This window comes from Fulvimonas yonginensis, from assembly GCF_037137055.1.
GTDB lineage: Bacteria > Pseudomonadota > Gammaproteobacteria > Xanthomonadales > Rhodanobacteraceae > Frateuria_A > Frateuria_A yonginensis.
Genome location: NZ_JBBBNY010000001.1, coordinates 401,401 through 420,284, shown reverse-complemented (window position 1 = coordinate 420,284; position 18,884 = coordinate 401,401). Strand labels below are relative to the sequence as shown.

General features: G+C 69.1%; 15 protein-coding genes. 5 read left to right on the top strand and 10 right to left on the bottom strand.

Annotated elements, in window-relative coordinates:
* Positions 1-23 precede the first annotated feature (23 nt).
* Together WAT24_RS01885 and tal are read left to right on the top strand one after the other, a co-directional pair.
* The gene (locus WAT24_RS01885) at positions 24-1,316 is read left to right on the top strand and encodes an NAD(P)/FAD-dependent oxidoreductase (protein WP_336806109.1); all 1,293 of its coding nucleotides are present in this window, start codon (positions 24-26) and stop codon (positions 1,314-1,316) included.
* Between the two features lie 21 nt (positions 1,317-1,337).
* Positions 1,338-2,291 (top strand): transaldolase, encoded by a 954-nt coding sequence (gene tal / locus WAT24_RS01880; RefSeq protein WP_336806108.1) that lies wholly within the window; start codon positions 1,338-1,340, stop codon positions 2,289-2,291.
* 117 nt (positions 2,292-2,408) lie between these two features.
* Here the strand turns inward: tal and rpoH are convergent, their stop codons facing one another.
* The 6 genes from rpoH to WAT24_RS01850 form a co-directional block, all read right to left on the bottom strand.
* Positions 2,409-3,260: an RNA polymerase sigma factor RpoH gene (gene rpoH, locus WAT24_RS01875; RefSeq protein WP_336806107.1), complete on the bottom strand. Its 852-nt coding sequence runs from the start codon at positions 3,258-3,260 to the stop codon at positions 2,409-2,411.
* 598 nt (positions 3,261-3,858) lie between these two features.
* Positions 3,859-4,578 carry a uracil-DNA glycosylase gene (gene ung, locus WAT24_RS01870; protein WP_336806106.1) on the bottom strand — a complete coding sequence of 240 codons (720 nt, stop codon included), beginning with the start codon at positions 4,576-4,578 and terminating at the stop codon, positions 3,859-3,861.
* Complete coding sequence (locus WAT24_RS01865) at positions 4,575-5,414, bottom strand: response regulator (protein ID WP_336806105.1); 840 nt, start codon at positions 5,412-5,414, stop codon at positions 4,575-4,577. The genes ung and WAT24_RS01865 overlap by 4 nt, the downstream gene beginning before the upstream one ends.
* A gap of 114 nt (positions 5,415-5,528) precedes the next feature.
* Positions 5,529-6,500 carry a permease-like cell division protein FtsX gene (gene ftsX, locus WAT24_RS01860; protein ID WP_336806104.1) on the bottom strand — a complete coding sequence of 324 codons (972 nt, stop codon included), beginning with the start codon at positions 6,498-6,500 and terminating at the stop codon, positions 5,529-5,531.
* Positions 6,497-7,174, bottom strand: coding sequence for a cell division ATP-binding protein FtsE (gene ftsE / locus WAT24_RS01855; RefSeq protein WP_336806103.1), 678 nt, complete (start codon positions 7,172-7,174; stop codon positions 6,497-6,499). Before ftsE ends, ftsX begins: the two co-directional genes overlap by 4 nt.
* 233 nt (positions 7,175-7,407) lie before the next feature.
* Positions 7,408-9,117 carry a DEAD/DEAH box helicase gene (locus tag WAT24_RS01850; protein WP_336806102.1) on the bottom strand — a complete coding sequence of 570 codons (1,710 nt, stop codon included), beginning with the start codon at positions 9,115-9,117 and terminating at the stop codon, positions 7,408-7,410.
* Positions 9,118-9,505: 388 nt separating this feature from the next.
* On the opposite strand from WAT24_RS01850, the gene trxA reads away from it, so the two are divergent.
* A complete protein-coding gene (gene trxA / locus WAT24_RS01845; RefSeq protein ID WP_425605212.1) occupies positions 9,506-9,832 on the top strand; it encodes a thioredoxin TrxA in 327 nt (108 codons plus the stop codon).
* 156 nt (positions 9,833-9,988) lie between these two features.
* Positions 9,989-11,740 carry a transcription termination factor Rho gene (gene rho, locus WAT24_RS01840; protein ID WP_336806101.1) on the top strand — a complete coding sequence of 584 codons (1,752 nt, stop codon included), beginning with the start codon at positions 9,989-9,991 and terminating at the stop codon, positions 11,738-11,740.
* A gap of 44 nt (positions 11,741-11,784) precedes the next feature.
* Here rho and WAT24_RS01835 read toward each other — a convergent pair whose 3' ends face one another.
* Complete coding sequence (locus WAT24_RS01835; protein WP_336806100.1) at positions 11,785-13,680, bottom strand: peptide-N4-asparagine amidase; 1,896 nt, start codon at positions 13,678-13,680, stop codon at positions 11,785-11,787.
* 239 nt (positions 13,681-13,919) lie between these two features.
* Between WAT24_RS01835 and WAT24_RS01830 the strand changes: the two genes are divergently transcribed.
* A complete protein-coding gene (locus tag WAT24_RS01830) occupies positions 13,920-15,287 on the top strand; it encodes a glutamate--cysteine ligase (protein WP_336806099.1) in 1,368 nt (455 codons plus the stop codon).
* 50 nt (positions 15,288-15,337) lie between these two features.
* On the opposite strand, the gene dcp is transcribed toward WAT24_RS01830, so the two are convergent.
* The 3 genes from dcp to bioD all read right to left on the bottom strand — a co-directional run bounded on the left by dcp (position 15,338) and on the right by bioD (position 18,759).
* The gene (dcp, locus tag WAT24_RS01825) at positions 15,338-17,536 is read right to left on the bottom strand and encodes a peptidyl-dipeptidase Dcp (protein ID WP_336806098.1); all 2,199 of its coding nucleotides are present in this window, start codon (positions 17,534-17,536) and stop codon (positions 15,338-15,340) included.
* Between the two features lie 109 nt (positions 17,537-17,645).
* Complete coding sequence (locus tag WAT24_RS01820; protein WP_336806097.1) at positions 17,646-17,996, bottom strand: hypothetical protein; 351 nt, start codon at positions 17,994-17,996, stop codon at positions 17,646-17,648.
* A gap of 82 nt (positions 17,997-18,078) precedes the next feature.
* Entirely contained in the window at positions 18,079-18,759 is a 681-nt protein-coding gene (gene bioD, locus WAT24_RS01815) for a dethiobiotin synthase (protein ID WP_425605210.1), read from the bottom strand.
* Positions 18,760-18,884 lie beyond the last annotated feature (125 nt).

Below are 18,884 nucleotides of genomic sequence, written 5' to 3'. Positions count from 1 at the left end.
CCCTTCCCCACGCGAGACGAGCCATGGACGCTGGTGCGACGCTTCCCCACGTCGTGATCCTCGGCGGCGGTTTCGGCGGGCTGGCGACCGTGCGCGCGCTGGCCGACGCGCCGGTCCGCATCACCCTGGTCGACCGGCGCAACCACCACCTGTTCCAGCCGCTGCTCTACCAGGTGGCTACCGCGGGCTTGTCGGCGCCGTCGATCGCCGCGCCGCTGCGGCAGATCCTGCGCCGCCAGGCGAACGCCACCGTGCTGCTCGACGAGGCAATCGACGTGGACCTCGCGGCGCGCCGCGTGCGTTTCGAGCACGGCGCGCTGGATTACGACTTCCTGGTCGTCGCCACCGGCGCGACCCATGCCTACTTCGGCCACGACGACTGGGCACGCTGGGCGCCGGGGTTGAAGACCCTGGACGACGCCTTCGCGATCCGCCGTCGCGTGCTGCTCGCCTTCGAGCGCGCCGAGCGCGAAAGCGATCCGGGCCAGCGCAGGCCATGGCTGAACTTCGTGGTGGTCGGCGGCGGTCCGACCGGGGTCGAGCTGGCCGGCACGCTGGCCGAGATCGCGCGCCACACCCTGCCGCGCGAGTTCCGCCGCAGCGACCCGCGGCGGGCGCGCGTGCTGCTGGTGGAGGCCGGACCGCGGCTGCTGGCGGCATTCGATCCGTCGTTGTCGGCGAAGGCGCAGCGCCAGCTCGAGCGCCTGGGCGTGGAGGTGCTCACCGGCACCGCGGTGACCGCGATCGACGCGCAGGGGGTCCGCCTGGGCGAGCAGCCGCTGGCCGCGCGCACCGTGCTGTGGGCGGCCGGCGTGGCCGCATCGCCGCTGGGCCGGCAGCTGGGTGCTCCGCTGGATCGCGCCGGCCGCGTGCGGGTGGCGCCCGATCTCAGCCTGCCTGCGCACCCGGAGGTCTTCGTGATCGGCGACCTCGCCTGCGTCGAACGCGCCGACGGCACGCTGGTGCCCGGCGTGGCGCCGGTGGCCAAGCAGATGGGCCGTCATGCGGCCGCGCGCATTCGCGCCCGCCTCGACGCCGACTCGACGCCGGCTCCGTTCCACTACCGCGACCGGGGTGCGCTCGCCACCATCGGCCGCATGGCCGCGGTGGCACAATTCGGACGGCTGCGACTGTCCGGCCCACCGGCCTGGTGGGTGTGGCTGGTCGCCCACATCTATTTCCTGATCGGCTTCCGCAACCGACTGGTGGTGCTGCTGGACTGGGCGTGGGCCTACTGGACCTACCAGCGCCACGCCCGCATCGTCACCGGCGCCGACGCGGAGGCCGTCCCCGATCCGGACGGGCCGCCCCCCTGACATTCAGCTACGGATACCGACGTGCCGACCCAACTCGAACAACTGCGCGAATACACCACCGTCGTCGCCGACACCGGCGACATCGACGCGATCGCCCGCTGGCGCCCGGTCGATGCCACCACCAACCCTTCGCTGCTGCTGAAGGCCTGCACGCAGCCGGCCTATGCGCCGCTGGTGGAGGAATCGCTGGCCTGGGCCAGGTCGCGCGGCAATGCGCGCGAGCAGCAGCTGGTCGATGCCTGCGACCACCTGGCGGTCGCCGTCGGGCGCAAGATCCTCGAGCTGATTCCCGGCCGCATTTCCACCGAGGTCGACGCGCGCCTGTCCTTCGACACCGACGCCACCATCGCCAAGGCGGAGCGGCTGGTCGGGCTGTACGAAGAGGAAGGCATCAAGCGCGACCGCATCCTGATCAAGGTCGCCTCGACCTGGGAGGGCATCCGCGCCGCGCGCGAACTGGAGCGCCGCGGCATCCCCTGCAACCTCACCCTGCTGTTCGCCTTCGAGCAGGCCGTCGCCTGTGCCGAGGCCGGCGTGTTCCTGATCTCGCCGTTCGTCGGCCGCATCATGGACTGGTACGTGGCCAACACCGGCGTCAAGCAGTACGCGCCGGACGAAGACCCGGGCGTGCAATCGGTGCGGCGCATCTACCAGTACTACAAGACCCACGGCTACCAGACGGTGGTAATGGGTGCGAGCTTCCGCAACGTGGGCCAGATCCAGGCGCTGGCCGGCTGCGACCGTCTCACCATCAGCCCGGACCTGCTCAAGCAGCTGGACGCCTCCGCCGAGCCGCTGCCGCGTCGCCTGGTGGACGACGGCACCCGCAGCGAGCGTCCGCCCGCGATCGACGAGGCGCGCTTCCGCTGGGGGATGAACGAGGACGCGATGGCCAGCGACAAGCTCGCCGAAGGCATCCGCAAGTTCGCCGCGGACCAGCGCGAGCTGGAGAAGGTGCTGGCCGAACGGCTGTAAGCGGGACGGGCTTGCGCGACGGTCCCGCTCGCACCGCGGCAACCGCAGAGAAGAAAAACGGCCCCTCGCGGGGCCGTCGTGTTTCACAGGTCGGGCGGCGGCTGTTGCCGCGTCCGCTCAGAACAGCGCGCGCATCTTCTTCATCGCGTTCGCCTCGACCTGGCGGATGCGCTCGGCCGAGACGCCGTACTCGTCGGCCAGGTCCTGCAGCGTGGCCTTGTTCTCGTTGAGCCAACGGCGCTGGATGATGTCGCGCGAGCGGTCGTCCAGCTTGGCCAGCGCGGTGGAGAGCGTCTCCAGCTGGCTGTCGGCCTGGTCCGCGTCGGCCACGTTCTCGTAGGGGTCGGCGCCTTCGTCGATCAGGAAGGCCTCCGGTGCGGGCTTGGCGTCCTCGTCGGCGTCGGCCGGCGCCTCGAAGCCGATGTCGCGGCCCGACAGGCGCGACTCCATCTCGCGCACGGTCGCCTCCGGCACGCCCAGGTCCTGCGCCACCAGGCGCACTTCCTCGGCATTCATCCAGCCCAGGCGCTTCTTGCTCTTGCGCAGGTTGAAGAACAGCTTGCGCTGGGCCTTGGTGGTGGCGACCTTGACGATGCGCCAGTTGCGCAGGATGAACTCGTGCATCTCCGCGCGGATCCAGTGCACCGCGAAGCTGACCAGGCGCACGCCCTGGTCCGGATCGAAGCGCTTGACCGCCTTCATCAGGCCGATGTTGCCTTCCTGGATGAGGTCGCCGAGGGCGAGGCCGTAACCGGAATAGCCGCGCGCCACGTGCACCACGAAACGCAGGTGCGACATCACCAGCTTGCGGGCGGAGTCGAGGTCGTTCTCCTTGACGAAGCGGCGCGCCAGCGCCTGCTCTTCGTCATGGCTGAGCACCGGGATGCGATGCACCGCGGAGATGTAGGCGTCCAGGCTGCCAACGACGCTGGGGATCGGCAGGTTGGCGGTCACCAAGGCTTGGGACATGTGGAACCTCCGGCAATTTATACGCAGCTTAGCACTCGACTGCTGAGAGTGCTAAAGGAGCGAAAAGTTCGGCTGCGGGATTATTGAACCGTATCGTACAGCAATAACGGCGGTTCCGCCAGCCTTTGCCGCGCGGCTCATGGGGCCATTGTTCACATGGCCGAATCTATCGGTCGTGAACCGGCGTATGGCCGCGCCGTCACCGGGCCACGGGCTCAGCCGCGCCCCCGGCAGGCGTTACGGGCGGTGCGTGTCGGACTCCGTCAGGGTGACCCGCACGCCGTCGGGTACGCCGGCGTAGGCGGCGTACCGGGCGTCGGTTCCCGCGAAATCCGCCCTCCGACGTAGGCGTACTGGCTGAAGCACGCCCGCATGTCCTGCAGGCTGTCGGGCAGCTCCGAACGGCTGAGCAGACCGTCGTGATTGGCGTCGAGCTGTTCGAAGCGGGGAAAGCGTTGGCTCCGTCCTGGGGGCCGCGGTGCTGGCCAGCGGCCAGGCGACAGCAAGCGAAAGGAGAATACCGAAGCCACGGTTTGCATTGGTCGTGCTCCTTGGCTGGAAACCTTTCCGTAAGGTGGCGGCAGCCCCCCTTTGCCGGTCAAGCGGCCAGTTGCGATCGCGGTGGCAGCGACCAGTCGATCGGTGCCTGCCCGTGGCTTTCCAGATAGCGGTTCGCCGCGGAGAAGTGACCGTTGCCGATGAAGCCCCGGTGCGCGGACAACGGCGAGGGATGCACCGAGCTCAGCACCCGATGGCGGCGTGGGTCGACCAGCCGCCCCTTGCGCTGCGCATAGGCGCCCCAGAGCAGGAACACCAGGCCCTCGCGCTCGCGGTTCAGCGCCTCGATGGCGGCGTCGGTGAAGCCCTCCCATCCGCGGTTCTGGTGGGCGCCCGCACGGCCCTGCTCGACCGTCATCACGCTGTTGAGCAGGAGCACGCCCCGGTCCGCCCAGGGCGTGAGGCAACCGTGGTCCGGCCGCGGGATACCGAGGTCGCGCTCGATCTCGGCAAAGATGTTCTGCAGCGACGGCGGCACCGGCACGCCGGGGCGCACCGAGAAGCACAGGCCGTGCGCCTGGCCGGGGCCGTGGTAGGGATCCTGGCCGAGGATCACTACCCGCACCCGGTCGAACGGGGTGTGCGCGAAGGCGTTGAAGATCTCCGGCCCGGGCGGGTAGATCACCTTGCCCGCGCGCTTCTCGGCGCGCAGGAAATCGGCCAGCGCGCGCATGTCCGGGCGCTCCAGGTGGCTCCCCAGGCGCGCCTTCCAGGACGGCTCCAGGCGGATGCGCTCGGCCTCGGCGACGGCGCCGTTCATGCCGCGCGGTCCCGCTCGCGCAGGTGGCGCGCCACGCGCAGCTGGAACAGCAGCTTGGTGACCAGCAGCCGCTCCTCGACCGGCTTCTCGACCAGGTCGTTGGCGCCCGCCCTGAGCAGGGCGGCCTGGTTGGCCGGATTCTCGTCGCCGGTCATCACCAGCACCGGCAGCTGGCCCTTGCCATAGCCGAACTGGCTGCGGATGCGCTCGAGCAGGTCGCCGCCGGTGAGCTCGCCCTTCAGGCTGACGTCGGTGAGCACCACGTCGGCGCCGATGCGGCCCTGCGCGCGGTCGGTCTCCAGCATGGCCAGGGCGTCCTCGACGCTGACCACGTGGCGCACGCTCAGGCCGATCTTCTCCAGCATGCGCCGGGTGGCCAGCGCCACCACGCGACTGTCCTCCACGTACAGCACGGTGCCCTCGGCGGTGTCCGCCGGACGCACGTAGCCGCGGATGAAGTCGGCCAGCGCCTGGAAGCCCAGCGACTTGTCGAAGTAGTCGGTGACGTGCTCGCCCAGCTCGCGCCGGTGCAGGCGGGCGTCGACGTCGCCGGACACCACGACGATCGGCACGTAGGCCTGCGCCGCCTCGCGCACGTGGCGGGCCAGCTCCAGGCCATCCATGTCGGGCAGGCGCAGCGCCACGGTGACGAAGTCGAACGGCCCCTGCTCGAGCAACTCGCGCGCCTCGGCCCCGCTGCCGCAGCCGACCAGCTCGGCCTCCGGCAGTTCGGCCTTGAGCACCCGCGTGATCAGCTGGCGCACGACCTTGGAGCCGTCCACCACCAGCACTCGCGGCGCGGTGCCGGCGCTGCGGCTGCCGATGCCTGCATTCATGCCCCACCCATCCACATCGACCCACCCCGTCGTACGCCTCGCGCGTACGGTCGGCCTATCTTGCACCATTGCCCGCGACGGCGGCTGCGATGGCGGTCACCACGAGCGCTGGCTTCACGCTGCCCTGCGCAGCTGCCAGGCGCTGACCAGCCGCGCACCGATCCAGCCGAGCACGGCCGCCGCCAGCGGCACCGCCAGCAGCAGCCACCACGGCAGCGCCGCGAGCGTCAGCGTACCACCATAGGCGCGGCTCAGTTCCGCGGCGGGCCCGGCCAGCGCCAGTTCGATCGCCAGCGCCAGCAGCGAGGCGAGCAGGCCGCCGAACAGGCCGTACCAGATCCCGGCATAGAGGTACGGCCGCCGCACGAAGGCACGGCTGGCGCCGAGCAGCATCAGCACGCCGATCTCCTCGCTGCGGCCGGCGATGTCCGTCCGCACGGTGTTGCCGACCACCAGCAGGGCGGCCAGCGCCAGCAGGCCGGCCAGCACCAGCACTGTCCGGTGGCCGATGTCGAGCAGCGCGTCCAGCCGCTGCCGCCACTGGCCGCTGTCCTGCACCAGGTCGACCGCGCGCTCGCCGCGCAGCGCCTCGACCAGCCGCCCTACCGCGGCCGCGTCGAGACCGTCCCTGGGTTGCACCACCAGCACCCACGGCAGCGGGTTGGCGTCGTCGAGCGCGTGCACCGCGCCGGAGAAGCCCTCGAGCGCGGCCAGTTCGTCCAGACCCTGTTGCGGCGTCTTGACGCTCACCGCCGCCACGTCGCGGCGGCCGCGCAGCTCGCCGGCGAGCAGGTTGGCCTGGGCGCCGGCCTGGTCGGCCTTGAGGAACACGCTGATCGCCGGGTTGCGACCCAGCGCGCTGCCCATCGATTGCACGTTCGCCAGCAGCAGGTAGAACGCCAGCGGCAGGACCAGGGCCAGGCCGAGCACGGCCACCGTCAGCAGCGTGCCGAACGGGCGGCCGCCCAGCCGGTGCAGGCTGGCCGTCGCGCTCCAGCCATGATGCTCGCGCCAGCCGGCGAAGCGCCGGGCCTGGCTGCGCTCGCTGCGCGGTACGGCCTTGTCGGTCACGGCAGGCGCGTTCACAGCACCTCCTCTGCCGCCACGTCGGCCACCAGCCGCCCGTGGTCGAGCACCACCACGCGCTTCTTCATGCGCTTGATCAGTGGCAGGTCGTGGCTGGCGACCAACACGGTCGTGCCGATGTTCTGGAATTCGGCGAACAGGCCCATGATCTCCACGGCGAGCTGCGGGTCGAGGTTGCCGGTCGGCTCGTCGGCGATCAGCACCGCCGGCCGCGCCACGATCGCACGGGCGATGCCCACGCGCTGCTGCTCGCCGGTGGACAGCGAGGCCGGCAACTGCCGCTCGTAGGCGAGCAGGCCGACCTTCTCCAGCGCCGCCCGCACGCGCCGTCCGCGCTCGGCCGGTGCGATCCCTCCGATCAGCAACGGCAACTCGACATTGTCGAACACGGTGCGGTCCATCAGCAGGCGGTGATCCTGGAACACCATGCCCAGCCGGCGCCGCAGCCGCGGAATGCCGCCGCGGCCGACCTTGGCCAGCCGCTGGCCGTCCACCACGATGTCGCCGTGCGAGGGCCGCTCGATCAGCGCGATCAGCTTGAGCAGGGTGCTCTTGCCGGCGCCCGAGTGACCGGTGACGAAGGCCATCTCGCCGGTCGCCACCTCGAAGGACAGTTGCGAGAGCGCCTCGTGGCCGCCCTCGTAGCGCTTGCTCACCTGGTCGAAGCGGATCACCGCGTGTGGTTCCCTTGTCCCGCACCTGGGCAAAGGATACGGGATGCACGGGGTGCTTGTGGCCCTGCCTCGAGCCGACGAACGGTAGGCCAGCTTCCTCGCCCGGCCGGGAGTGGGTCGGGTGAGGGGCCGGCCTTGCGACGTTGCCTGCGCGTCGCTCTCAAAGGAACAGCGCTAGCCTCGACCCCTCGTCCATCCCTTCGATCCCCGGCGGGGAGACGGATCGAAGGCGCTCAGCGTCCGGTGAACAGACGCGTCAGGCGGCGGAAGAAGCCCGGCTTCTTGCCGGCGGACTCCACGCCCGCCTGCACCGCCACCTGGCGCGACGGCCGCGACGGGCCGGCGCCACGCTCGCGCGGCGGCTTGCGCTCGCCGTGCGGCGCGCGGTTATCGGTGGTCGCCTCGGCCTGCGGCGCGGCGTTCTCGCCGCCTTCGCGCCGGCGCCCACGGCCGCCGCGGCGACGTCGACGCTTGCGTGCGCCCTCGCCAACCTCCGTGGCCGGCGCCTTGTCCGGGGCGGCCGCGGTCGCGCCGACCACGCCCGGCTGCGGCTCGGTCGCCACCGCCACCTCGCCTTCGGCGCGCGGCGGCCGCGGCGCGCGCGGCGGACGGCCCTCGCGCGGGGCGCGCTCGCCGCCACGACCACCGCGGCGCGAGCGGCTGCGCGAGGACGTGCGCTCGTCGCCACGCGGCTCGACCCTGTCGCCGAACTGTGCGCTGTCCTCCGCCGCCTGGGCGGCGAACTGCGGGTCGATCTCGCGCGGCCTGGGCATCACCAGCAGCTCCGGCTCGACCGTCGCCACCGGGATCTTCTGCCCGATGTACGCCTCGATGTCCGGCAGGCTCATGGCGTAGAGGTCGCAGGCGAAGCTGATCGCGTCGCCCTCGGCGCCCAGGCGCGCGGTGCGCCCGATGCGGTGCACGTAGTCCTCCGCGTCCTGCGGCAGGTCGTAGTTGAAGACGTGGCTGACCGCCGGGATGTGCAGGCCGCGCGCGGCCACGTCGGTGCACACCAGCATGTCCAGCTGGCCGTCCTGGAAGCGCTGCAGCAGCTTCTGGCGCTTGAGCTGCGGCACGTCGCCGGACAGCGCGCCGACGCGGTAGCCCTGGCGCTTGACCCGGTCGGTGATGCGTTCGGCGGCGGCCTTGGTGTTGACGAAGACGATGCTGCGGCTGGGTTTCTCGCGCTCCAGCAGGTTGAGCAGCAGCGGCATCTTCTCTTCCTTGGCCGGGAAGTAGACGACCTGGCGCACCTTGTCGGCGGTGACGTTGTCGGTCTCCACCACCAGCTTCTCGGCCTCGTGCATGTGTTCGTAGGCCAGCTCCAGCACGCGGTGCGAGAGCGTGGCGGAGAACAGCAGCACCTGGCGCTGCTCGCGCGCCGGCAGGCGGCGGAAGATGTAGCGCACGTCCTTGATGAAACCGAGGTCGAACATGCGGTCGGCCTCGTCGATCACCATCACCTCGACGCCGTTGAAGCCGAACACCTGCTGCTTGTAGTAGTCGAGCAGGCGGCCGGGGGTGGCGATGATGATGTCGCAGCCGTCCTTGAGCTGCTGGCGCTGCTTGTCGTAGTCGACGCCGCCGTAGATCAGCGCGGTCTTCAGGCCGGTGTGCCGGCCGATGTTGCGCGCGTCCTTGTCGATCTGGATGGCCAGCTCTCGGGTCGGCGCGATGACCAGCGCGCGCGGATCGGAGTCCTTGCGCTCGGCCACCGCCGGGCGGGTCAGCAGGCGGTTCATCAGCGCGACCAGGAAGGCGCAGGTCTTGCCGGTGCCGGTCTGCGCCTGGCCGGCGACGTCGCGGCCGGTCAGCGCCACCGGCAGGGTCAGCGCCTGGATCGGCGTGCAGCGGGTGAAGCCGGCCTCGTCGAGGCCTTGCTGGAGCAGCGGGTGGAGGTCGAAATTGGTGAAGAAGGTGTCGGTCAGTACGGTTTGGGACATGGACGCTTCGATAGGAGTGCGGGCGGCCAGGGGCCGGGCCCGGCTCCGCCGCCCTGGGGGCGCGGAACGGTTGAGGGTTGCGGCGCGGCCGTATCGGGCCGCGGCTCCGCCATGGGGACGGTGGGACCGGCGGTTCCGCTGGCATAGGTGAACGGGCTGTGGCAGGGCCATGGCGCAAGGCGCGGCCTGCTCACCTATGACAACGGAACCTTCCGTCGCCGCCCTTGAATCGCTTGAACAGCGACCCGAGTTACGCTGGAATGGAGGTCTGCCGCAACGGCAATCCCCGCAGTCTTCCGGTTCGAACCCGCGCAACATGGGCGCCCCAGTGTAGCCGATGCCGGCCGCGCGGTCCGCAACCCCCTTCCACGCAACCACGGAGAGCCTGGTGAGCGACCTGATTACCCACGTCAACGACGATGCCTTCCAGAAGGAGGTGCTCGAGTCCGACACCCCCGTCCTGCTCGACTTCTGGGCCGAGTGGTGCGGCCCCTGCAAGGCGATCGCGCCGATGCTGGACGAGCTGGCCAAGCAGTACGAAGGCAAGCTGCGCGTCGTCAAGCTGAACATCGACGAGAACCAGAAGACCCCGCGCACCTACGGCGTACGCGGCATCCCCACGCTGATGGTGTTCAAGCACGGCAAGGTCGAGGCGACCCAGATCGGCGCCGTCGGCAAAGGCCAGCTGAGCCAGATGATCGACAAGGCCCTGTAAAGCAGTCTTCCCGCCGCGCACGCTTTACGGCGTCGCGCGGCGGGTGCTAGATTGATCCAACGACCGAAGGGGGCGGTCTGCTCGCCCCTCCTGCGCGCATCGCGCAACGCTCGTCCCTCCCTCCTGTTCTCCAACGGCGCCCGACGAGGTTTGCCCGTGTCCGATATCGAAACCCAAGAACCGTCCGACGCCAAGCGCGCCGACACCAAGAGCGCGGACGCGCCGCGTCCCCGCGCGCCCCGCAAGGCGCCTGTCGCAGCCGACACGCCGAAGGCGGACAGGGGCGCGCAGCCGGCCGCCGAGGCGCCCGCCGCGGCACCGCCTCCTCCGCCCGCACCCACGCCGGCCCCCGTTGCCGAGCGCGCGGCGCCGGCCGAGGCACCCGCCGCCCCGGCGGAGCCTGCCGGCGACGGCAACCGCGGCGCGGAAGCGCGTGAAGGTGGCCCGTCGGGCGGCAATGGCCAACCCGGCGGCCAGCCGGGCGGCAACGAGCGGCGCAACGACCGCAACGACCGCGGCCGCCGCCGCCGTCACGAGCGCGGCCAGCGCCCGGGCGGCCAGGGCGGCAACCCGGGCCAGCCCAACCGCAATCCGCGCGGCCTGCCCGAGGACGACGAGAACGCGGACATCGGCAGCAACGACCGGCTGATCAATCTCACCGAGCTCAAGCGCATGAAGGCGCCGGAGCTGCTGGCCTTCGCCGAGTCGCTGGGCATCCAGGAAGGTGTCGCCCGCGCGCGCAAGCAGGACGTGATCTTCTCCATCCTCAAGGCGCATGCCCGCTCCGGCGGCGGCATCTGGGCCGAGGGCGTGCTGGAGATCCTGCAGGACGGCTTCGGCTTCCTGCGCTCGGCCGACGAGTCCTACCTGGCCGGCCCGGACGACATCTACGTCAGCCCCAGCCAGATCCGCCGCTTCAACCTGCGCACCGGCGACTACATCACCGGACGTGTGCGCCATCCCAAGGAAGGCGAGCGCTACTTCGCGCTGCTCAAGGTCGACGACATCAACGGCGATCCGCCGGAGGCGTCGAAGAACAAGATGCTGTTCGAGAACCTGACGCCGCTGTTCCCGCGCAAGGCGTTCCATCTCGAGCGCGGCAACGGGTCGACCGAGGACATCACCGGCCGCATCCTGGACCTGGTGGCGCCGGTCGGTCGCGGCCAGCGCGGCCTGATCGTCTCGCAGCCGAAGTCCGGCAAGACGATGATGCTGCAGAACGTCGCCCAGGCGATCCAGTACAACCACCCGGACGTGCACCTGATCATCCTGCTGGTCGACGAGCGCCCGGAGGAAGTGACCGAGATCGCCCGCACGGTGCGCGCCGAGGTGATCAGCTCGACCTTCGACGAACCGGCCGCGCGCCACGTGCAGGTCGCCGAGATGGTGATCGAGCGCGCCAAGCGCCTGGTCGAGCACAAGAAGGACGTGGTGATCCTGCTCGATTCGATCACCCGCCTGGCCCGCGCCTACAACACCGTGGTGCCGAGCTCCGGCAAGGTGCTCACCGGTGGCGTGGACGCCAACGCGCTGCAGCGCCCCAAGCGCTTCTTCGGCGCCGCGCGCAACGTCGAGGAAGGCGGCTCGCTGACCATCATCGCCACCGCGCTGATCGACACCGGCTCGAAGATGGACGAGGTGATCTACGAGGAGTTCAAGGGCACCGGCAACATGGAGGTGCACCTGTCCCGCCGTATCGCCGAGAAGCGCGTCTACCCTGCCATCGACATCAACCGCTCGGGCACCCGCCGCGAGGACCTGCTGATCGATCCGGACCTGCTCGCCAAGATCTGGATCCTGCGCAAGCTGCTGCATCCGATGGACGAGCTGGCGGCGATGGAGTTCATGCTCGACAAGATGAAGAACACCAAGACCAACGACGAGTTCTTCAATTCGATGAAGCGGTAAGTACCTCGGGTGAATCAGGCCGGCATCCTTGCCGGCCTGTTTCGTTACGGATTCATCCAGCCCAGTCCCTCGGCCGATCCATCCGGATGAGCGAACCAGCGCACCCGATTCTGCCCATTGGGGCAGCTCGTGCCGGTCGCGACATCCTCCGGCCTGCCGTTCTGGGTGGTCACCACCTTCTGGTAGCAACTGCCACGGTTGTCTTGGAAGGCAAACGCATGTGCTGCGTGCCAGTCGCTGCTGGCCTGCGTATACGGGTCGACCGTGTGGCTGCCGTAGAACTCCTCGGAAAGGTACGCGTGGTAATCCGGCAGGCCGCGCCGGGAATGGCTGTGTTCTTCGCGCCGCTGCTGATGGGCACTTACTGAACCGCCGAACAGGTCCAGATCGAACGCCTGATCCTCCGGGTCGTGGTACCAGTCGGTCCAGCGCCCTCGTCCGAGGTAATCCAGTGTCAGCGGATAGCTCGCCGTGTGGCGGTCCTCGGCCAACAACGTTCCGTTCCCGATGCGGCGGCTGGTGGTCTGCACTGTGCTCATCAGCGCCACATCCTCCTCGTATGTCGATTGGGTGGCGCTGCCGTAAGGGCTTTCATACACACGGAAAGTCTGCACGTTTCGGAACAGCGATTGCTGGCTAACGTCGGTACGGATGCGGCCATGCGACGTGTCCACGTAACCGCAGATCTTGAAGTCGCGGCCGAAGCGAGTTTCGATGTGGCCCGTCAACACGCCGCCGTCCTGCCCGAAGTTGCTTTCGATCGCGGGGTCTGGCCGCGTGCGGGAAAGCGAGTTGTAGGTGACCGCGCCATTCAGGTGCTTCTTCCCGTGATCTAGATACACCAGCAGGTTCGCGTTGCGAGGGGCCAAGAACCATGCGCCGTTGCTGTCGACGCGATTGGGCATGTCCAGCGCAATCTGGTGCGTGCCGGCCTCGTTGAGGACTGCGGCAAACGGGGTCAGGTCCACCCGCCAGGGGGTGTAATCCAGGGACTGGGCGCTGTCGGTAGGTACGTCCAGCGCATTCCAGAACACCGATCGCACGGGCCCGGAGTTGATGCTGAAGTGGGTGGGAAGCCACGGAAACGATGGAGCGACACCTGCGGGCGTCCCGTCCACTGTCACGCCTGCGTCGGCATAGCCGTGGGGAAGACACCCCTGCTCGACGGGCCATATTCCTCGCCGGGCCAGGCCCAACCCGATACGGCTCCACAGGCTCGGATGGGCCTGGTAGATGGACTCAGTCAGGCAGGTGTACCAGAACGGAAAATCGTTCGCCGTGACATCCAGGTAGGCACGCTCGATGTTGTGCGGCAAGGAGGCAAGCTCTTTGATGGCCCCGGACGGGCCTCCCTGCACGAGGTACGGCGGCAACAGGGCCGTGTAGGCCGAATACACCGCATCGGGGACGCGAGGTGCCGGCTGCGCTGCAGTCGGCGGATAGAAGCGCAAGGTCGCAGTGCCGGTCGCCGGCTGGTTGCCCAGTCCGCCTCTGAACGGCTGCAACCCGGTCAAGGTGCCGGAAGCCGGCATTTTGAAGAGAGCGCTGTAGTCGGTCAGGTCCCGCTCCACATGCCAGTGCGACGTCACCGGTGTGCTCGGCGTCGGGCCGATGAACACAGTCACGCCATTCAATGCCACGGCGATCCCCTCCTCCGCGTTGGCGCCGCTGAGGTCCATACTCAGCACGACCTTGCTCCATGGCGGCGGGCAGCTGACCGGTGGAGCGAAGGTGTAGCTGGTCGGCGGATCCTTGAAGGGTGCATCGCTGAACAGCCGGACCTCGCACGGCGCGCTGCGCGGTACAGGAACAGGGGGCGCGGCGCGCTCGATCGTGACATCCAGCGGCGAAGCCGCCGCAACGCACGGCGCAAGCAGGACGAGCGCTGTGGTCGAGAGGGCCGCCTGCGTCAGTCGTTGACGCCAACAGTCAGTAGACATCGCGTGTTTCCTCCTCTGATGCCCCCCTGTACGCGCAAGCGTGCGACGGCCGACATCAACGGAGCGTCTTCACGAAAAGATAACAGTAGAGTTCGGTGCGATTCAGCATCCTGCGGCAAGCGGTCCCGGCACTTCACGGGCACCATCCAGTACCCCGGCGTACACTATTTCGGCACGGCCCCCTTTTCGTGGCCCTGTACGCCCCCATAGTGGCCGCTCCCCCAAGCAAGGGCTTGCCTGTGTCCATACCCAGTGCCGTCAAGAGCACCCCGATCGAAAGCCGCCAGCAGCTGGTCGACTACCTCGCCGCGGGCGAAAAGCCGCGCGAGGCCTGGCGCATCGGCACCGAACACGAGAAGTTCGGTTTCCGCATGGACGACCTGCGGCCGCCCGCCTTCGAGGGGGAGCGCGGCATCCGCGCCCTGCTGGAAGGGCTGGCCGCCAAGTACGGCTGGGACGTCGCCCGCGAGGGCGAGACGCCGGTGGCGCTGTCGCGCAACAAGGCCAACATCACGCTGGAGCCGGCCGGGCAGCTGGAACTCTCCGGCGCGCCGCTGGAGACCATCCACCAGACCTGTTGCGAGGTGAACGCGCACCTGGAGGAAGTGCGCTCGGTCGCCGACGGCCTGGGGCTGGGCTTCCTCGGCATGGGTTTCCAGCCCAAGTGGCGCCGCGACGAGATGCCCTGGATGCCCAAGGGCCGCTACCGGATCATGCGCGAGTACATGCCCAAGGTCGGCCAGCTCGGCCTGGACATGATGACCCGCACCTGCACCGTGCAGGTCAACCTGGACTTCGAAAGCGAAGCGGACATGGTGAAGAAGTTCCGCGCCAGCCTCGCGCTGCAGCCGGTCGCCACTGCGCTGTTCGCCGATTCGCCGTTCACCGAGGGCAGGCCCAACGGCTTCCTCTCCTATCGCTCGCACGTGTGGACCGACACCGATCCGCACCGCACCGGCATGCTCGATTTCGTGTTCGAGGAGGGTTTCGGCTACGAGCGCTACGTGGATTACATCCTCGGCGTGCCGATGTACTTCAGCTACCAGGACGGGCGCTACATCGACCTGGCCGGCCAGAATTTCCGTCGCTTCCTCGACGGCAGGCTGGACGCCGTGCCAGGCACGCGTGCCACGATGAAGGACTGGGCCGACCACCTGACCACCGCCTTCCCCGAGGTACGCCTGAAGCAGTACCTGGAGATGCGCGGCGCCGACGGCGGTCCATGGAACCGCCTGTGCGCCCTGCCCGCGCTATGGGTCGGCCTGCTCTACGACGACGAGGCGCTGGACGCGGCCTGGGACCTGGTCAGGGATTTCACCATGGAGGAGCGCCACGCCCTGCGCGACGGCGTGCCCAGGCAGGCGCTCAAGCTGCCGTTCCGCCGCGGCACCGTGCGCGACCTCGCCGCCGAGACGCTGAAGATCGCCGCACACGGCCTCAGGCACCGGGACCGCCGCAACCGCAACGGCGCCGACGAGAGCATCTTCCTGGAACCGCTGATCGAGATCGTCGAGGCGAACCAGACCCCGGCCGAGCGCAAGCTGGAGCTGTTCCACGGCGCCTGGGGCGGCAGCGTGGACCCGGTGTTCCGCGAGTTCGCGTACTGACACTTCGCCCACCGCGAACGAAAGGGCCGGCTTGCGCCGGCCCTTCGGGCTTACTTCCCGCCGCCCTTGGGCGCTTCCTTGAGTCCGCGGTCGATCAGCATCGGCTCCACGCTGGGGTCCTTGCCGCGCCAATCGCGGTACATCTGCGCCAGGTCCTCGGTGTTGCCGCGCGAGAGCACCATCCTGCGGAAGCGGTCGCCGTTGGCGCGGGTCAGGCCGCCGTGTTCCTTGAACCACTCGAAGCCGTCGTCGGCCAGCATCTGCGTCCACAGGTAGGCGTAGTAGCCGGCGGCATAGCCGTTGCCCCAGATGTGCTGGAAGTAGCTGGAGCGGTAGCGCGGCGGCACGTAGGACAGGTTGATCTTGTCCTTGCTGAGCGTGTCCATCTCGAACTTGTCGGCGTCCTGCCTGGGCGCGTCGGCCGGCAGGGTATGCCAGCCCATGTCCAGCAATGCGGCTGCGACCAGTTCGGTCATGTCGTAGCCCTTGTTGAAGTTGCGCGCCTTCTTGATCTTGTCCACCAGTGCCTGCGGCATCGGCTCGCCGGTCTGATAGTGCCTGGCGTAGTGCGCGAAGATCTTCGGGTCAGTCGCCCAGTGCTCGTTGAACTGCGACGGGAACTCGACGAAGTCGCGCGCGGTGTTGGCGCCGGACAGCGATGGGTACCGGGTGTCGGCGAACATGCCGTGCAGCGCATGGCCGAACTCATGGAACATGGTGATCACGTCGTCGTAGGACAGCAACGCCGGCTGGCCTGGCGCGGGCTTGGTGAAGTTGGCGACGTTGTAGACCACCGGCTTGGTGCCGAGCAGGGTCGACTGCTCGACCAGGTTGCTCATCCAGGCGCCGCCGCCCTTGTTGTCGCGCTTGAAGTAGTCGCAATAGAACAGCGCCATCGAGGTGCCGTCCTTGTCGAACACCTCGAACACGCGCACGTCCGGCTGCCACACCGGGATGTCGTGGCGCTCCTTGAAGGTCAGGCCGTAGAGCTGGTTGGCGGCGTAGAACACGCCGTTCTGCAGCACGTTGTCGAGCTCGAAATACGGCTTGATCTGGCTTTCGTCCAGGTCGTACCTGGCCTTGCGCACCTGCTCGGCGTAATGCTGCCAGTCCCACGCGGCGAGCTTGAAGCCGCCGTGCTGCTGGTCGATCACGGCCTGGATGTCCTTCGCCTCGCGCTCGGCGCGGGCGGTGGCGGCCGGCACCAGGTTCTGCATGAAGTCGATGGCGCGATCGGGCGTCTTGGCCATCTGGTCTTCGAGCTTCCACGCGGCGAAGGTGGGATAGCCCAACAACCTGGCCTGTTCGGCGCGGATCTGCGCGATGCGCTCGATGGTGGCGCGGGTGTCGTTGTCGCCGCCGTGCTCGGCGCGGTCCCACGAGGCCTTGAACAGCGCCTCGCGGGTGGCACGGTCCTCCAGTTCCTTCAGTGCCGGCTGCTGGGTGGTGTTCTGCAGCGGGATCACCCACTTGCCGTCCAGGTCGCGGCTCTTGGCGGCCTGTGCCGCGGCGGCCAGGTCACCTTCGGACAGGCCGGCCAGCTTGGCCTTGTCGTCCACCGTGAGCGCACCGGCCTTGGTGGCCGCCAGCAGCTTGTTGGTGAACTGCGTGCTGAGGGTGGACTCTTCCTTGTTGAGCTCCTTCAGCTTGGCCTTGTCGGCATCGGAAAGCTTCGCGCCGTTGTGCACGAAATCCTTGTAGGTGACCTCCACCAGGCGCCGCGACTCGGGATCGAGGTTCAGCTTGTCGCGCTGGTCGTAGATCGTCTGGATGCGCTGGAACAGCTTCGGGTTGAGATAGATCGCGTCCTGGTGCGCGGCCAGCCTGGGCGCCTCCTCTTCCTGCACCTTCTGCAGCGCATCGGAGGTGTTGGCGCCGGTCACCGTGTCGAACGCCAGCATCACGCGCTTGAGCAGCGCGCCGGACTTCTCCATCGCCACCAGGGTGTTGTCGAAGGTGGGCGCTTCGGGGTTGTCCGCGATCTTCTCGATCTCGGCCAGGTGCTGGCGCATGCCCTCTTCGATCGCCGGCTGGTAGTCGCTCTCCTTGATCTTGTCGAACGGCGGCGCCTGGAAGGGCAGCGTGCTCGCCGTGAAGAACGGGTTGGCGGCGTTCGTCTGTGCGGTGCTGGCGGCCGATGCCGGCGCGCTCGCCGCGGGCGCGGGGGTGGACTGGTGGTCGTTGGACGATTGCGAGCAGGCGGCCATGGCGATCGAGGTGGCGATCACGAGCAGGCGAAGACGAGGCATCAAGTTTCCCCAAGGTGGCGTCCGCGGCGCGGAACGGATGAGTCGAGTTCTCGACTCTAACCACACTGGAGCAGGACTTCCAAGGGCCGGAAGTCGCGGACACGTGCGCTCAGGCGGCACGCATGTCGCGCAGTTTCCAGCTCGGCCCGATCAGCCAGTTCAAGCGCGATCGCACCACGTGCATCGGCAGGTCGGTGACCAGATCGACGTCCACCCGCAGATCGGCGAGCCGCGCACTGGCCTGCGCCTGCGGGTCGGTCGCGGCCAGCCCCGCGTCGACCGCATCGGGGTCCGGCTGCATGGCGCGCCAGCGTTCGAACAGCGCGGTGCCGCGCAACGCCTCCTGCAGCGTGGCGGCCAGGTCGTCGGGACTGCTGCCCTGCCACGCCAGCGCTGGATCGGCGCCGTGCGCGTGGCCGATGTCGTCGATGGAGAGGTAGTAGTGGTTGCGGTTGCTCATGCGCACTCCTGCGGTGGGCCCGGATCGATCGAAACATGCCGTGCGTGAAGCGGCCGCCACCTGGCGTCGCCGACCCGCTCGCTCAGGCAGCGGGTCGGCGCAGCGCCGTCAGGTCCAGCCGCCCGGCCGCGCGCGCCGGTTCGAGGCCGTGCGGCAACACGCCCAGGCAGGGCGCCGGCAGCATCGCGCGCAGGGTTTCCAGGTTGTCCTCCAGCGCGGCCATGGCCGGGTCGATCCGGTTGCCGATCCATCCGGCCAGCCGGCAACCGTCGGCCGCGATCGCCCGCGCGCTCAGTAGCGCGTGATTGAGGCAGCCCAGCCGCAGACCGACCACCAGCACCACCGGCAGGCCCCACTGCTGCGGGATCGCCGACGCCAGCAGCCCCGGCGCGAGCGGCACCATCCACCCGCCGACGCCTTCGACCACCACGGTGTCGTGCGTGATGCGCAGGCGATCGAAGGCGGCCCGCAGCGGCGGCATGGTGATGGTCACGCCCTCCAGCCGCGCGGCCAGGTGCGGCGACAGCGGTTCGCGCAACGCCACCGGATTGATCGCCGCGTAGGGTTGCGGTTCGCTGCCGGCGGCCTGCAGTGCCAGCGCATCCTCGTTGCGCCTGCCCTCGGGCGTCTCCAGGCAGCCGCTGGCGACGGGCTTCATGCCGCACACGCGACCGCCCTGCGCACGCAGCGCATGGATCAGCGCGCAAGCGGCGTGGGTCTTGCCGATGCCGGTGTCGGTACCGGCGACGAACACGGCACTCATCACCGCGCTGCCGATGTGTCGTGACGGACGGGCCGGATGCGCCCGCCCTGCGCTGGCTGGCTCACGCTGCATCTCCGCTGCCATGGGAGGGCGCATAATACGGGCTTTGCCCCGGAAGCCGCGCC

What these genes read in the sequence shown, in the direction of transcription:
- WAT24_RS01885 (WP_336806109.1), top strand. Translation starts at nt 24, where the DNA reads ATGGACGCTGGTGCGACGCTTCCCCACGTCGTGATCCTCGGCGGCGGT.
- rpoH (WP_336806107.1), bottom strand. Translation starts at nt 3,260, where the DNA reads ATGTCCCAAGCCTTGGTGACCGCCAACCTGCCGATCCCCAGCGTCGTT.
- ung (WP_336806106.1), bottom strand. Translation starts at nt 4,578, where the DNA reads ATGAACGGCGCCGTCGCCGAGGCCGAGCGCATCCGCCTGGAGCCGTCC.
- WAT24_RS01865 (WP_336806105.1), bottom strand. Translation starts at nt 5,414, where the DNA reads ATGAATGCAGGCATCGGCAGCCGCAGCGCCGGCACCGCGCCGCGAGTG.
- WAT24_RS01850 (WP_336806102.1), bottom strand. Translation starts at nt 9,117, where the DNA reads ATGTCCCAAACCGTACTGACCGACACCTTCTTCACCAATTTCGACCTC.
- WAT24_RS01835 (WP_336806100.1), bottom strand. Translation starts at nt 13,680, where the DNA reads ATGTCTACTGACTGTTGGCGTCAACGACTGACGCAGGCGGCCCTCTCG.
- dcp (WP_336806098.1), bottom strand. Translation starts at nt 17,536, where the DNA reads ATGCCTCGTCTTCGCCTGCTCGTGATCGCCACCTCGATCGCCATGGCC.
- WAT24_RS01820 (WP_336806097.1), bottom strand. Translation starts at nt 17,996, where the DNA reads ATGAGCAACCGCAACCACTACTACCTCTCCATCGACGACATCGGCCAC.
- bioD (WP_425605210.1), bottom strand. Translation starts at nt 18,759, where the DNA reads ATGAGTGCCGTGTTCGTCGCCGGTACCGACACCGGCATCGGCAAGACC.